This window comes from Actinocrinis sp. (assembly GCF_035650855.1).
Taxonomy (GTDB): Bacteria; Actinomycetota; Actinomycetes; order Streptomycetales; family Catenulisporaceae; genus Actinocrinis.
Map to the genome: position 1 here is coordinate 1 of NZ_DASRGV010000153.1, position 13,659 is coordinate 13,659.

The window sequence follows — 13,659 nt, forward strand, 5'->3', positions numbered from 1 at the left end:
GGCCTGGCCGCCCGCGGCGCAAGAGCGCACGCGGGCGGCCAGTGGTCGCACCTGAGGTGTCGCGCGTCCCCTCGCGCCACCTTTCAAGCCGGGCCGAGCCTCACTCCGGGCGACAGCGGCGCCGTTCGGACCAGACCGGACCGTTCCCCGCGCCGGCCGTGCGACGGTCAGAACCGCCGCCCGAATTGCCGCTCAGCGCGAGCGCAGCATCCGGCGCACGAGATCGGCTCGTTCCGTCAGGGTCTTGCGCACCACGGGTGCGGTCGGCTCCGCCGCGGCCAGCGCCGCGTCAGGGTAGTCCCGGCCGATCCCGTACAGCGGGAAGAGCTGGTTGGTGAACACCATCGCCGGGATCATCCCGCCGCGCTCGAGGGCCGGCAGCAGGTCCAGGTAACGCCCGGCGTACGGCGCGAGCAGCTCGTCCTGCCCGGGACGCCAGAACGCCGACATGACCGCGGAGACCGCGCCGACCGGCACCGCGCGCTCGTCGGTCACCTTCTGCCAGACGCCCTCCTTGGCCTCCGCGCTCGGTGCGGCGGCCCGTACGGTCAGCGCTCTGATCCAGGCCTCGGGATTCGGGTCGCGCTCCAGCAACCCGGCGACCTCGTCCGCGACCTCGCCGCCGAGCTCGGCCTTGCGGGTCAGGGCGCGCCACAGCAGGTCCACCTCGTCGCCGGCCTGCCGCCGCAGCCACTCGACGTCCTCCAGGCTCGCCGCCGTCTTGGCGAACGCCCGCAGCGCCACCTGGCGGCGGTTCGGGTCGTCGGCCAGCTGTCGGGCCGTCGCGGCGACCAGTGCGGCGAGTTCGGCCCGCTGCTTCTCCGGAGCCCAGCGCTCGCTACTGGCGACAGCCAGGTCGAGGTAGGGCTCGATGACGCTGTCGCCGGTCTCGACGGCCAACACCGAGGTGACGCAGCGCACCGTGTCGGCGGCGGTCGCCCCTCCCTTCACCAGCAGGTCCCACACCGTCGCCACGGCCACGCCGCGCGAGATCGCGGTGGGCAGGCCGGGCGCGGCGGCGATCAGCGCCGCGCTGCGCGCCGGTTCCACCGTGGCGACGGCGAAGGTGAGGTCCTCGTCGTTGACGAGGTAGAGCTGCGCGTCGACGGGAAGCTCGACCGGGGTTCGCGCCTGTTCGACGTCGACGGTCGCCAGGGCCAGGCGCCGCAGGCCCGTGCCGGTCCCGTCGGTGGCATAGGCGCCGACCGCGAGCACTTGCGGCCTGGGCCCGATGCCGGGGCCCGGGCCGTCGGCCACCAGCACGAGTCCGTCGCCGTCCCGTTCCAGCGCGAGCCGGTCGGTGCCCGCGGTCTCGAGCCAGCCGGCCCGCCAGGCGTCGAGGTCCCGGCCGCTGGCCTTGCCCAGCGCGTCGATCAGATCCTGCAGCGTGGCGTTGCTCCAGGCGTAGCGGGCGAAGTACGCGGTCATGCCGGCCGAGAAATTCTCCTCGCCCACGTACGTCATCAGCTGCTTGAGTACTGAGGCGCCCTTGTCGTACGTGATCGCGTCGAAGATCGAGGCAGCTTCGGCGGTGCTGCGTACCTGCGTGCGGATCGGATGCGAGATCGGGCCCTGATCCGTGAGGTAGGCGCGCTGCTTCCCGGTGGCCAGGTGGCCGGCCCACGCGTCGCGGTACGCGGTCGCCTCGACGGCGGCCCAGTGGCAGGCGAACTCGGCGAACGCCTCGTTCAGCCACAGGTCGTCCCACCACCGCATGGTCACGATGTTGCCGAACCACATGTGCGCCATCTCGTGCAGCAGGACCTTCGCGAACAGCTCGCGCTCGGCCGCGGTCGGCGCGCTGCGCTGCAGGAACCCGTCGGACCAGGTCACGCAGCCGTAGTTCTCCATCGCCCCGCCGAACTCGGGCATGAACACCTGGTCATAGGTGCGCTGCGGGAACGGCATCCCGAAGACCCGCCCGTAGAAGCCCAGGCCCTGCTCGGTGAGGGTGAAGATCTCCTCCGCGTCGCGGTCCAGCAGCGCGGCCAGCGACCGGCGCGCGTAGAGCCCGAGGTCGTGGCCGCCGGCGGTACGGCGTACCTGGTGGAAGGGTCCTGCGTTGACGACCGCGTTGTAGGTCGACAGGGGCGGGGTGTCCGCGAAGGTCCACCGCCGCGCCGCACCGGCCGATGCGCCCTCGCCGGCGTCCTCGATCTGCGGGGCGCCGCTGTTGCTGGTCACCGTCCACGCCGCGGGCGCGGTCACCGTGAACGCGTGCGGCGCCTTCAGGTCCGGCTGGTCGAAGCAGGCCCACACGAACCTCGCCTCGTCCGGCTCGAAGCTGGTCCACACGTAGACCTCGCCGTCCGCGGGATCGACGGCCTTGTGCACTCCCGCGCCGTTCGTCGTGTCCGCCTGCGTGGTACGCACGACGAGCCGGTTGTGCGGGCTCAGGTCCGGCAGAAGGATCCGCCCCTCGGCGGGCGGCCCGAGCGGCTTGCCGTTGAGCGTCGCCTCCACCACCTGCGCGGCGCAGTCCACGAAGGTCGAGGCGCCCGGCCGCCGGCAGCTGAACTCCACCGTGGAGACGCAGCCGACCCGGTCGCCTGTGGGCAGGTCGGTGAAGTCGACGTCGATCTCGTAGCGCTCGACCGCGATCAACGCGGCCCGCTCGCGCGCCTCGTCCTGCGTCAGACTGAGCGGCTCCATCCGTCCTCCTTGGCGATTCCAGCCGGTTGACACGGCTCAGGCTGCCGCCCGGACGGCTCGGCTGCAACCGTGTTTCCCCTTGTTGTGGGCTGCGCGAGCAGACGGCCGGCCGCGAGCGCGCCGATGATCGCGTCGGCGCGCTCGGCCGCGGGCGCCGCGAGAACGTCGATGAGTTCGTAGCCGAAGGCCCGGTAGCTGTCGCGGTGGACTTGCTCGAAGACGAGGGAGTCCGCATAGCTGATGCGGCGCGCGGCGGTGGGCTTGCAGAAGCCGAGATCGCGGATGAAGAAGACCTGGGGTTGGTAGACCGCCTCGCGGGCGATCCGGTCCAGTTCGGCCAGCAGCAGGTCGCTGGGTTCGCGTCCGAGGTAGGTGCTGAGCGCGTGGGTGCAGATCGGGGATCGGTCGTAGATCTGCACGGTGACGCCGGGCCGCGGTGGCCGGGTCTGCCGACGACGCTGCAGGCCGACGATCTGGTCGATGAAGTCATCGTGCGTCCACGGCTCGGTGCGTCCGCGGGTCCGCGAGCGGGCGATGACCGACGTCGCGGCCTCCTCGACGGTGGCGTATCCGCGCTCGCGCAGATGACGCAGGACCGTGGTCTTGCCGGCGCCGGGCGTGCCGGTCAGGATGTAGCGCTTCATGCCGATCCCTTCATCGGTGTCCGGGTTGCTTCGCTGTATCGGGCGGATGAGCGTCCATTCGCTCGGCCGTCCCCGATAATGGCCCGGTGACACAGGCCACCAGCCAGACGTGGGAGCTGACCGCAGGCGAGCACGTCTGCTGGCGCGCCGGTTCGATCCACGAGTACGCAGCGGGTCGCGATGCGCTCATCGCTCAGGCGGACCAGCGGGCGGGAGGTCTGCTCATCCTCGATGGCGATCCTCCGCGCGGGGTTGCGCACGAGCTCGGCACTTCGCACGGTCCGGACGCGGCGCTGACGGCCGTACGCGAACGTGTGCATCGGGCCCGACGCGACGGAAGAGCACCCTGGGTGCTCGCTTCGATGGAGCAGCTGACCTCGCCGGACGCGCCGGTGGCCGAGGTGGTCGCCATCGAACTGGAACTGGCCGAACTGGCCGCCGACACCCGCACCGGGGTGGTGTGCGCCTACCGCGGCGCCTTGTGGAGACCCGCGCTCCTCGGCGACATTGCGCCGGTACATTCGCGGGTGGTGGGTATCACTCCGGATGTGTCCGGCTTCCGGCTGCGCCCCACCGGCGCGCACGGGTACACGCTTGAGGGTAGCGTCGGGTTCGAATCGCTGCGTGCGTTCACCACCGCGCTGCGGGGCGCTCTTCTGCGCAGCCCTAATCTCCAGCTCCACTGCGAGCAACTCGAATTGATCGACGCGGCGGCGTGGCGCGCGATGGTGGAGACCGTCGCGGCCGCTCCCGGCACGTCGGTGTTGCTCAAGCACGCGAACGAGACGGTGCGGGCCGCCTGGCTGATGTCCGGCTACGGCGATGCCGGCGTCGCGGTGCAGGTGCAGTCATGAGCGAAGCTTCGGCCGCGGCGGTCGGTCTGCTGCACATGATCTATCCCTACGCGGGGACGCAGCAGTACGTGACCGGCACGCTGGCGTATATCGAGCAGGCCCGCAGCTCCGGCGCGGCGGTGCTCATCGCTGCCCCGGCCGAGCGGCACGACGCGCTGCGCGCCCGCCTCGCGGCCGACGACGCGGTGAGCTTCCTGGACACGACCGCGCTCGGGCGCAACCCGGGACGCCTCGTGCCCGCCTGGCAGAACTGGATCGCCCAATACGATGACGGGCGCGTTGTGCACGGTGTCAACGACGTCACCTTCCCGTCGCGCGGGGATGCCGATGACGGCGACGCCCGCTACGCCGAATGGCTGCTCAACCTCGCCTTCGCCAAGGCCCCGGCCTGGTCGCTGCTCTGCCCGGTGGACACCAGCATGCATCCGGCCGCGGCGATCGATGCGCTCACCCGCTGCCACCCGCTCGTGTGGGACGGAGCCGCGCAGCAGCCGGTCGCCGATTACCTCACCGGCCCCTACGCCACCGAAGACCTCCCCGAGCCGCCCGCCTCGGCCGAGCGGCTGACCTACCGCCTCGGGGACCTGCCCACAGTGCGCGCGGCGGTGGCACGATTCGCCCAGCTCAACGGCCTGCCGGTTCGCCGCACCCGGGAACTGACGCTGGCCGTGAGCGAGGTCGCCACCAACAGCATCCGCTACGGCGGCGGGGGCGGCACGCTGCTGCTGTGGACGCAGGACAACGCGCTGGTCTGCGAGCTGCGGGACGACGGGGTGATCACCGATCCGCTCGTCGGCCAGCTGCGCCCCTCGCCGACCCGGCTCGGCGGCCGCGGCCTGTGGTTCGTCAACCAGTTCTGCGATCTGGTGCAGCTGCGCTCGGCGCCGGAACGCGGCACCCGCGTCCGGCTGTGGATCGACCCGCCGTCCGACCCGGAGCGCACCGCCAGAGAAGTCGCCGCCGGTCTTGGCCGCTGAACGCCTCGCGGGGCGTCCGGTCTAGTTCGCCGACGCCTCGGTCGCCGTCGCCGCGGCGCCGGCGGACTGCAGCGCGCTGCTGAGCTCGAAATGCAGGTCGAACAGCTCCAGCACGCCGCCGACGCGCAGCCGCTCGCGCAGCCAGGGACGCGGCCGCAGCAGGACCAAGGTGGCGCCGCGCGCCTCGGCTTCGCGCCGGGCCAGCAGCAGGAAGCGCAGGCCGGAGCTGTCCATGAGCCCGAGCCTCGACACGTCGACGATGACGAGCGCGCCGGGCGTCAGCAGTTCGTTCACCTGCTCCCACGCCTGGTCGGCCGCGGCCATGTCGAGATCACCGCGCAGGTTCAGCACATGACGGCGATGGCCGAGGTCGACGGCCTGAACAGTAAACGGCACCACGTCGAGCACGGGTTTCCCCTCTTGAGTGCGCTTCGGCTGCTGGTCGAACCGGTCCGATGCGGATTGCGCGGTCGCCGTGATCTCCAGCGCGGCCCGGCGCACACACCGCGTAACTATGCGTTCCCTCAAAAGCGCTATTGAGCAGCGCCGTTGACGACGGATTGTTGTCGTCAACGGCGCTGCTCAATCGCGGTGCTTGGTCACTGCGAGCGCCAATGCTGAATACGCAGGCGCTGTCTATCGCGGTCGGTCGCGACCGCCGCTAGTTGCGGTACCGGAACACGATCCGGCCGCGGGTCAGGTCGTACGGCGTGAGCTCGACCAGCACCCGGTCTTCCGGCAGGATCTTGATGTAGTTCTTGCGGATCTTCCCGCTGATGTGCGCCAGCACCCGGTGGCCGTTGTCGAGCTGCACGGTGAACATGGCGCTGCGCAGGCACTCGACCACGCGCCCCTCCAGCTCGATGCTTTCGCGCTGCTTGTTCATCGCGCCAGCTCCAGACTGCTGCCCGTCCGCTTCCCGCCGATGCCCTCAAACAGGGCCAGGGCAGCCGCGTTGGTCTGGTCGACCTCGGCTGAGGCGGCGGCGATCCCGCATTGGTGCAGCCTCCCGAGCGCGTCGGCGAGCATGGCCCAGGCCAGGCCGCGGCGCTGCTCGCCGGCCCGCACCGCGATCAGGCCGATGCGCGGCCGCCGGGTCACCGTTACCAGCCGCAGCAGCCCCAGGTATCGGTCCGGCGCCGCGGCGGCCGTGTACAGCGACGGGTCGATGATGGTGTCCCCCTCGCAGCGGGGACGCACCTCGGCGGGCATCGACTGCCATCCGGCGCCCGCCTCGACCTCCGCGCGGATCGCCCGGTCCACCGCTCGCAGCAGGTCCTCGTCTGCCGCACCGGCCGGTACGGTCCGCACGCCCGGCGGCGGCGAGATCGCTTCGAGCCCGGTGACGCGCGGGTCGGTCGGCACGACGTACTCCCATTCGCGGCGCCGGATCGTGAAACCGGCCCGCTGCCAACCGGCCCTCGACTCGAGGTCGGCTTCGTCGGCCACGGTGTACAGCGGGGCGGGCAGGGTGGTCAGCATCGCGTCGGCCAGCTGGTCGAAGGCGGCGTCGTGCCAGGCGTCGATGCTGACGAACAGCCGGCCGTCAGGCCTGCGCATGGCGTGGCCCCGACCGACGACCAGGTCCTCTTCCAAGGCGTGCCACTGTCCGTCCGCCACGCGCGTGACCGCAGTGGTCGTCGTGCGCGTGTGCGGGCCGGCGGCGAAAGGTTTGTGATTCATCGGTGTCCCCTCTCAGGAGAGCCTCGAGATCAAGGCGCTCCCGGCGACACCTAAGTCAGCCTCGGGACCGTGACGAGCTGAGGGAGCACCCGTGGGTGGTTGTGTTCACGAGTCTCACCTCCCTGCGAAGAGTTCACGGCCGATCGCGACAGTAGCAGCGGCTGCCCGCCGCGCCCAAGCCATTTTCCGCGCGAGCGAGAGCCGGGCCCGCGAGCCGCTCCGGCGGTGCCCGTCGGCCGAACGGCGCGGCGCCGCGACACCGGGTGCCGCGGCGCCGCCTCTTCTCAGAGCATTGATCGGCGTGTCGGTCAGCTCACAGGCAGTACGCCCGCCGATCGGGTGTCGCTGGTCAGACGCAGCTCGGCACACCGGGCAGCTTGGCAGGCCCGGTGATGAACACGTTGCTGATGTAGCCGGTTCCGATCGACGAGGTGACCATCGCCCAGTAGTTGCTCTGGTAGCCGTCGTAGGTCACTGATTCGCCGTACTGCTGGCAGAGGATGTAGTAGTCTCCCGCGTTGATCTGTCCGAGCAGGGCGCAGTAGGTCCCCGGGCTCGCCTCGCAGCTCTGCGGGTTCGCCTGCATGTGGACGTTGACCCCGTTCGCCCAGACGTGCTCCAGGTAGATGTCCTGCGCGTGCGCGGCGGGAGCGCCCGACAGCGCCACCGCCCCGGCAGCCGCGACCCCCGCCGCGGCCATGCGCAGGCCGGTCCGCCTGCCGATCGTGTGCCTCTTCACTGTCGCTTCCCCTCAGCTTCGGGGCCCGTCTCGAACCCGGGCCCTCGCCCGCCATCCTCGGCCTAAAACGCCAGTGTGTGATCCTGAGGGGCTTCAGGGTGAGGCACGCCCGACCGGAGAGCTGGAACTCAGCCTCCGGCCGGGCGGTACTCCGCGCCGGTGCCTCAACGCACGTCCTACTCCGCCGCCCTTCGGTCAAGTTCCGGGTCGCTCACCAGGCCGTGCCCCTTGAGGATGAACGACACGGCGAACGCCATGACGCAGATCGTCTCCAGAACGAAGAAGACGTGGTTGTTGTCGTAGAACGAACCGGCCACCGCGTTGAGTACCGGCATCAGGATCACCGACAGCCAGATCAGCGCGCCGAGGCCGATGTACGTGACCGCGCGTCGTCCGGCGGCCTCGGGCCTTTCGCCTCATTGACCCGTGAACCGCCTGGCAGGACGCTGACAGCAGTCGCGTACTTCGCGTCGCCGTCCCAGAACAGGAGACACGCGCGATGAGAATCGCCCGCGTGCTGGTTGCCGTCCTCCTGCCGGTTCCGCTCCTGGTCGCCTGCACCTCGACGTCGCCGGCCGTACACCACACCACCTCGGACAGCACCGTGACGCAGCCGGTCACCGCGGTGAAGGTGGTCAACGGGGTCGGCGGGGTCGCCGTCCACGCGGGTACATCGCCGAACATCAGGATTCACCGGGCCGTGGACTACCAGGGCGACACTCCGCCACAACCGGGCCAGGCGATCGAGAACGGCACCCTGGTGCTCACCGCGAACTGCCGAAGCTGCAGCATCGCGTACGACCTGACGGTTCCCGCCCCAGTCGGCGTGACGATCACCGACTCGGTCGGCACGGTCTCGCTCGACGGACTGTCCGGTCCCATCGCCGTCAACGCTGCCTCCGGGCACGTTCGGGGCACCAACCTGCATTCCGCCACCGTTGACGCTCAAGCGTCCGCCGGCGCCATCGACCTGGCGTTCAGCGTGGCACCGGCCCAGGTCACGGCGCACAGCAAGGCCGGTGCCGTCTCCGTCGAGGTGCCCGCTGGACCGTACGCGGTCGATGCCAGGGTCACGGTCGGCGCTATCCACATCAACGTCGCCAACAACCCGAACGCGGCCAACCACCTCACGCTGACCGCCGACGTCGGAGCCGTGACGGTCAACGCCGCGCAGGCGCCATGACGCGACCCGCACGGCGGATAGCCCTCGAAGGACGGGACATTCGGCTGTTGCCCGACGAAGCTTCCCGAGCCACGGTGAGCCTATGAGCACGCCGATCAGTCGCCGCAGGTCAGCCGCGCCCTCGACCTCCGCCCCTGCGGAGCGAGCCGAGCGTCGGCGCGAAAAGACCGCCTCATCGCGTCTTCGCAGCGACCAAGTCTGGCAGTCCCTGGACAGAGCATCAGTGGCCGTACTCGGTCACGTCACCCACACCGGGCAGCCACGCACCAGCGGCGTCGTATACAAGAGCTTCACGCGGCGCCTGTACGTGGCCGTGGCGCCCGACAGCTGGAAAGCCCGCCAGATCGCGGCCGACCACCACGTCTCGATGACGGTGCTGGTACGGCGAGGCGGCCTGCTGTCCCTGCTGTTCCCGATTCCGCCGGCCACGATCACCTTCCACGGCACCGCGGTCGTGCACTCCCCCGGAGCGCCCGAGGTCCGCCCCGCGCTCGCCAAGCTGAAGCGACTGCTGCCCCCGGAAAGCGCACAGTCGAGCTGCCTGATCGAAATCACGCCTGAAGGCGAATTCCTCACCTACGGGATCGGCGTGTCCCTGATGTCGATGCGCCATCCAGCCGCCGCCCGCGCGCGCGTGCCGGTGGCGTGAGAACCGCAGCACCCGCATAAGCCGCCGAGCCCAGGGCCGGATGGCTCTAAACCTGCGCGCTTGCGCGGCATTAACTTCATCTTCGTTGCAGCGTGGGCAATGGCGACCGCGCCGCCGCCGACCGCGCCGCGCTGGACACGGCCGAGGCCCGCACCGCCGGACTGCTCGCCGGCAGCGCGCGCGACCTGATGGACCTGCTGTCCGAGCACGGGTTCCTGGCGGGCGTAGCCGGGCACGCGGCCTACGGCAACCTGCACTTCATCCTCACCCCGAAGCTGTCGGACCCGGCCGATCGCGACCGGTACGCGGCGTTCATGTCCGGCCTGGTCGAGCTCGTGGTCGACAAGTACGACGGCTCGCTGAAAGCCGAACACGGCACCGGCCTGAACATGGCTCCGTTCGTCGAGCGCGAGTGGGGCGAGAAGGCCACTGCGATGATGTGGCAGATCAAGCGGCTGGCCGATCCGCACGGGGTGCTCGGCCCGGACGTCGTGCTCAGCCGGGACGAGGGCGTGCACCTCAAGCGCTTCAAGTCCGCGCCGCCGATCGAGGGCGCCGCCACGCACTGCATCGAATGCGGGTTCTGCGAACCGGCGTGCCCGAGCCGGGGGCTGACCGCGACACCACGCCAGCGGATCGCGTTGCGCCGCGAGATGGCCCGCCAGCCCGAGGACTCCGCTTTGCTGGCACGGCTCCAGGCCGAATTCGAATACGACGGTGTCGAGACGTGTGCGGCTGCCGACCACGAGCAGCGGCGCGCCCGCGCGAGCCTGCCACGCCCGCTCGCACTGCGCCTGCTCGCTCTTTCGGGCAATGGGCGTTTCCGGCCGGCGCGCTCGGGTCAGCGGGCTGCTTAGAAGAGGGGTCCCGGGCTGGTGGGCTCGTCGGCCGCGGCTTCTCGCTCGCGCGGCTCCATGACGTCCACCACGTCGACGACTCCGCGAATGGCGCGCAGGTGGTGCGCCGCGTGCGCCGCGAACCGGCGGTCCACGGTCCCGGACAGCGTGATGACGCCGTCCTCGATGTGCACTTTGACGCTCTCGAGGTCATCGTCGGGCAGGCTGGTCCGCAGGACTTGCTCGACCTCCCGGCGGATCTCCCTTCCGTCGCGCAGGTAGGCGCGTAGCAGGTCACTGCGGGAGACGATGCCGACGACGATGTTGTTCTTGTCGACCACGGGCAGGTGCGTCACCGCGTGACGCTCCATCAGGTACGCGGCGCGGGCGACACCGGTGTCCGGGGTCACCGTGACGAGCGCGGTGGTCATGAGGCGGTCGGCCGTCGTCGCCTCGCCTCGCGCCTGGACCTGCCGGCCGCGGCGGGAGAGGAACTCCCACAGCTCGAGCTTGCCCGCGCCCGCGGCCTCCTTGGCGATCAGATCGGTGCGCGAGACCAGACCGAGCGCGTGGCCGGCTGAGTCCACGACGGGAACCGCGCCGATGCCGCGGGTAAGCATCGTGGCCGCGATCCGCCGGAACGGGACGAAGGAGCGAATCGTGACGACGTCCTTGCTCATGATCTCGCGGACAGGGGTGGATTTCATCGTTCGCGTCCTTTCGGGCCGGCGGCGCAGGCATCCATCCAGATGGTCGCGCCGTGTGCCCGGGCGGGTCAGGGCCCTTGGCCCCGGGCGGCGTCGCCGGTGGTCACGTGCGTCGAGATTCAGCTCACCGCCCGGCCTGCGCGGCGGCCGGCCTCACCCGCATCACCGCCATCCGCCCTCGCGAAAGCGGGTCCTTCGCCTGTATCGCAGGACGTGAACGTCTACCACCCTGGCTCTCAGTACCGTCGTCCGGTGCTCGCTGGGGGTTGATTGCGCATGTCTGATCACGCCGGTCTGGCCGCTTCACTCGGACGTTGGAGCGCCCGCCATCGGGCGTACGCCACCGTGGGCTGGCTGCTGCTGGTCGGGGTGGCGATGTTCGCCGGCAGCGCGGCCGGCCAGGTCACCATGACCCGGACCCAGTACGGCACCGGCGAGTCCGGACAGGCGCAGCGGCTCCTGGCCGACGCAGGCGTGGCCGACCCCGCGCAGGAACTCGTGCTCGTGCACAGCGCCACGCAGACCGCGGACGCCGCCGGCTTCCAAGCCTCCGTGCGCGCCGTGGTCACCGGCCTTCAGGGGACGAACGCCGTGCAGGACGTCCGCACGCCCGTTCCCTCCGCCGATCGCCACAACGTGCTGATCCAGTTCGCGGTCAAGGGAGACATCAACACCTCGGCCGACCGGGTGCAGCCGGTGCTCGACGCCGTCGCGGCAGCGCAAGCCGCGCACCCGGGGATGAGGATCGAGGAGTTCGGCGACGCCAGCGCGAACAAGTGGTTCAACGACACCATCGGCAAGGACGCCAAGCGGGCCGAGTGGACCGCGGTGCCGCTGGCGCTCGGCATCCTGCTCGTGGTCTTCGGCGCGCTGCTCGCGGCCGTCCTGCCGGTCATCCTCGCGCTGACCGCGTTCCTCGCGGCCAACGGCCTGCTCGCGCTGATCAGCCACGCGTTGGCGGTCGACACCTCCGCCAGCTCGGTCATGCTGCTGATGGGCCTGGCCGTGGGCGTGGACTACTGCCTTTTCTACCTGCGGCGCGAACGCGAGGAGCGCGCCGCCGGCCGCGATCCGAAGACCGCCCTCGAGAACGCCGCGGCGACCTCCGGCAGGTCGGTGCTCATCTCCGGCATGACGGTCATGGTGGCGATGGCCGGGATGTTCCTGTCCGGCATGCAGCTGTTCGCCGGCTTCGCCATCGCGACGATCTCGGTGGTGCTGATCGCGGTCGTCGGCTCGGTCACCGTGCTGCCCGCGTTGCTGTCGCTGCTCGGGGACCGGGTCGAACTCGGGCGGATACCGCTGATCGGCGCGCGTCGCCGCCCGGTCGGCGGCAGCAGGTTCTGGAACGCGACACTGCGGCGCGTGCTCGCCAAACCGGCCCTCTCCGCGGCCGTTTCGGGCGGGTTGCTGCTCGCCTTGGCGGGCCCGGCCAACGGCCTGCGCACGGAGAACCTGAGCGTCGAGAAGATCCTTCCGTCGAGCACGCCGATCGTGCAGACCTATGAACGCATCACAGCCGCCTTCCCCGGTGGACCGGCCCCGGCCCTCATCGTGGTCAAGGCCCCGGACATCCAGGCCGCCCCGGTGCGCCAGGCCATCGCCGCATTCCAGCAGGCGGCCTCCAGCAACGCGGAGATCGGCCGTCCGATCCTGGTCACGACGCATGCGTCGGCCAACCTCGCCGAGATCCAGGTTCCGCTGATGGGCAGCGGCTCGGACGCCGTCAGCCGCCACGCGCTCACCACGCTGCACGACACGCTCGTGCCCGCCACGCTCGGCCACATCCCCGGTGGCCAGGCCCTCGTCGGCGGCACCCTCGCCTTCTCCACCGACTTCAACAACACGCTGCGCGGCAGCATCGTGCCGGTCTTCCTGTTCGTGCTGACCATCACGTTCCTGCTGATGCTCATCGCGTTCCGGTCACTGGTGATCCCCGCCACCACCATCGTGCTGAACCTGCTGTCGGTGGGCGCCGCGTACGGCGCGCTGGTGGCCGTCTTCCAGCACGGATGGGGCGTCAGCCTGCTGGGCACCACCGCGCCGGGAGCGATCGAGTCCTGGATTCCGCTGTTCGTGTTCGTCGTGCTGTTCGGCCTCTCGATGGACTACCACGTGTTCGTGGTCTCCCGGATCCGGGAGGCGCATCAGCGCGGGTTGCCCACCCGGCAGGCGGTGACCGAAGGCATCCGCGCCACCGCCGGCGTGGTCACCAGCGCGGCGGTCATCATGGTGGCCGTGTTCGCGGTGTTCGGCACGCTCTCCCTCCAGCAGTTCAAGCAGCTGAGCGTCGGCCTCGCGTTCGCGGTGCTGCTGGACGCGACGATCGTGCGCGCCGTGCTGCTGCCCTCGGTCATGGCGCTGCTCGGCGAGCACAACTGGTACCTGCCCAAGTGGATGGCGCGCCTCGGGCGTCCGCGCGAGCACGCCTCTGCGCCGCGACCCACCGCCAGCCCACCGACGGGCTCGCCGGTCCGCTCATAGTTACGAAGAGGCCTTACATCCGAGCTCTCAGGACGTCGACTTCGCACCCTGGCGAGAACGGGTCGAAGCCGTGCTCGGCCAGCCAGCGGATCGCGACCAGGCTTCGCAACGACCACCACGCGCGGATCACGTCGAGGTCGACGTCGGCTCCGTAGCCCGCGACGACGTCGCCGAGGTGCTCCTCGTGTCCGAACGTCAGGATGGCGAGGTCGTGCAGGGCATCGCCCTGGCCCGCCTCGGACCAGTCGATC

14 protein-coding genes and 1 pseudogene are annotated in these 13,659 nt (G+C 70.6%); 6 read left to right on the forward strand and 9 right to left on the reverse strand.

Annotation, left to right across the window (positions count from 1 at the left end; all coding sequences use genetic code 11):
• Positions 1-192: 192 nt before the first annotated feature.
• Complete coding sequence (gene pepN, locus VFB40_RS11755) at positions 193-2,652, reverse strand: aminopeptidase N (RefSeq protein WP_324849884.1); 2,460 nt, start codon at positions 2,650-2,652, stop codon at positions 193-195.
• The gene (locus VFB40_RS11760; protein WP_324849886.1) at positions 2,634-3,296 is read right to left on the reverse strand and encodes an AAA family ATPase; all 663 of its coding nucleotides are present in this window, start codon (positions 3,294-3,296) and stop codon (positions 2,634-2,636) included. The genes pepN and VFB40_RS11760 overlap by 19 nt, the downstream gene beginning before the upstream one ends.
• Before the next feature lie 362 nt (positions 3,297-3,658).
• Between VFB40_RS11760 and VFB40_RS11765 the strand changes: the two genes are divergently transcribed.
• Together VFB40_RS11765 and VFB40_RS11770 are read left to right on the forward strand one after the other, a co-directional pair.
• Entirely contained in the window at positions 3,659-4,150 is a 492-nt protein-coding gene (locus VFB40_RS11765; protein WP_324849888.1) for a hypothetical protein, read from the forward strand.
• Entirely contained in the window at positions 4,147-5,127 is a 981-nt protein-coding gene (locus VFB40_RS11770) for an anti-sigma factor RsbA family regulatory protein (RefSeq protein ID WP_324849890.1), read from the forward strand. The genes VFB40_RS11765 and VFB40_RS11770 overlap by 4 nt, the downstream gene beginning before the upstream one ends.
• Before the next feature lie 21 nt (positions 5,128-5,148).
• On the opposite strand, the gene VFB40_RS11775 is transcribed toward VFB40_RS11770, so the two are convergent.
• The 5 genes from VFB40_RS11775 to VFB40_RS11795 all read right to left on the reverse strand — a co-directional run bounded on the left by VFB40_RS11775 (position 5,149) and on the right by VFB40_RS11795 (position 7,884).
• On the reverse strand, positions 5,149-5,535 hold the full coding sequence (locus VFB40_RS11775) for an STAS domain-containing protein (RefSeq protein ID WP_324849892.1): 387 nt from the start codon (positions 5,533-5,535) through the stop codon (positions 5,149-5,151).
• A 253-nt stretch (positions 5,536-5,788) separates the two neighbouring features.
• On the reverse strand, positions 5,789-6,013 hold the full coding sequence (infA, locus tag VFB40_RS11780; RefSeq protein ID WP_324841942.1) for a translation initiation factor IF-1: 225 nt from the start codon (positions 6,011-6,013) through the stop codon (positions 5,789-5,791).
• A complete protein-coding gene (locus tag VFB40_RS11785; RefSeq protein WP_324849894.1) occupies positions 6,010-6,810 on the reverse strand; it encodes a GNAT family N-acetyltransferase in 801 nt (266 codons plus the stop codon). The genes infA and VFB40_RS11785 overlap by 4 nt, the downstream gene beginning before the upstream one ends.
• A 349-nt stretch (positions 6,811-7,159) precedes the next feature.
• Positions 7,160-7,549 carry an SH3 domain-containing protein gene (locus tag VFB40_RS11790; protein ID WP_324849896.1) on the reverse strand — a complete coding sequence of 130 codons (390 nt, stop codon included), beginning with the start codon at positions 7,547-7,549 and terminating at the stop codon, positions 7,160-7,162.
• A gap of 176 nt (positions 7,550-7,725) precedes the next feature.
• Positions 7,726-7,884 (reverse strand): hypothetical protein, encoded by a 159-nt coding sequence (locus VFB40_RS11795; protein WP_324849897.1) that lies wholly within the window; start codon positions 7,882-7,884, stop codon positions 7,726-7,728.
• Positions 7,885-8,048: 164 nt separating this feature from the next.
• Between VFB40_RS11795 and VFB40_RS11800 the strand changes: the two genes are divergently transcribed.
• From VFB40_RS11800 to VFB40_RS11810, 3 genes are all read left to right on the forward strand, one after another.
• Entirely contained in the window at positions 8,049-8,732 is a 684-nt protein-coding gene (locus tag VFB40_RS11800) for a DUF4097 family beta strand repeat-containing protein (protein WP_324849899.1), read from the forward strand.
• 223 nt (positions 8,733-8,955) lie between these two features.
• The gene (locus VFB40_RS11805) at positions 8,956-9,381 is read left to right on the forward strand and encodes a pyridoxamine 5'-phosphate oxidase family protein (protein WP_527249191.1); all 426 of its coding nucleotides are present in this window, start codon (positions 8,956-8,958) and stop codon (positions 9,379-9,381) included.
• A gap of 92 nt (positions 9,382-9,473) precedes the next feature.
• Complete coding sequence (locus VFB40_RS11810; protein WP_324849903.1) at positions 9,474-10,238, forward strand: FAD-linked oxidase C-terminal domain-containing protein; 765 nt, start codon at positions 9,474-9,476, stop codon at positions 10,236-10,238.
• On the opposite strand, the gene VFB40_RS11815 is transcribed toward VFB40_RS11810, so the two are convergent.
• Positions 10,235-10,924 (reverse strand): CBS domain-containing protein, encoded by a 690-nt coding sequence (locus tag VFB40_RS11815; protein WP_324849905.1) that lies wholly within the window; start codon positions 10,922-10,924, stop codon positions 10,235-10,237. The genes VFB40_RS11810 and VFB40_RS11815 overlap by 4 nt on opposite strands.
• Positions 10,925-11,200: 276 nt before the next feature.
• Here VFB40_RS11815 and VFB40_RS11820 point away from each other — a divergent pair, with 276 nt between their 5' ends.
• Positions 11,201-13,408 (forward strand): MMPL family transporter, encoded by a 2,208-nt coding sequence (locus VFB40_RS11820; RefSeq protein ID WP_324849907.1) that lies wholly within the window; start codon positions 11,201-11,203, stop codon positions 13,406-13,408.
• A 13-nt stretch (positions 13,409-13,421) separates the two neighbouring features.
• On the opposite strand, the pseudogene VFB40_RS11825 reads toward VFB40_RS11820, so the two are convergent.
• Positions 13,422-13,659 (reverse strand): annotated as a pseudogene (locus VFB40_RS11825) (aminoglycoside phosphotransferase family protein); the annotation flags it as partial.

What these genes read in the sequence shown, in the direction of transcription:
- pepN (WP_324849884.1), bottom strand. Translation starts at nt 2,652, where the DNA reads ATGGAGCCGCTCAGTCTGACGCAGGACGAGGCGCGCGAGCGGGCCGCG.
- VFB40_RS11760 (WP_324849886.1), bottom strand. Translation starts at nt 3,296, where the DNA reads ATGAAGCGCTACATCCTGACCGGCACGCCCGGCGCCGGCAAGACCACG.
- VFB40_RS11765 (WP_324849888.1), top strand. Translation starts at nt 3,659, where the DNA reads ATGGAGCAGCTGACCTCGCCGGACGCGCCGGTGGCCGAGGTGGTCGCC.
- VFB40_RS11770 (WP_324849890.1), top strand. Translation starts at nt 4,147, where the DNA reads ATGAGCGAAGCTTCGGCCGCGGCGGTCGGTCTGCTGCACATGATCTAT.
- infA (WP_324841942.1), bottom strand. Translation starts at nt 6,013, where the DNA reads ATGAACAAGCAGCGCGAAAGCATCGAGCTGGAGGGGCGCGTGGTCGAG.
- VFB40_RS11785 (WP_324849894.1), bottom strand. Translation starts at nt 6,810, where the DNA reads ATGAATCACAAACCTTTCGCCGCCGGCCCGCACACGCGCACGACGACC.
- VFB40_RS11795 (WP_324849897.1), bottom strand. Translation starts at nt 7,884, where the DNA reads ATGCCGGTACTCAACGCGGTGGCCGGTTCGTTCTACGACAACAACCAC.
- VFB40_RS11800 (WP_324849899.1), top strand. Translation starts at nt 8,049, where the DNA reads ATGAGAATCGCCCGCGTGCTGGTTGCCGTCCTCCTGCCGGTTCCGCTC.
- VFB40_RS11815 (WP_324849905.1), bottom strand. Translation starts at nt 10,924, where the DNA reads ATGAAATCCACCCCTGTCCGCGAGATCATGAGCAAGGACGTCGTCACG.
- VFB40_RS11820 (WP_324849907.1), top strand. Translation starts at nt 11,201, where the DNA reads ATGTCTGATCACGCCGGTCTGGCCGCTTCACTCGGACGTTGGAGCGCC.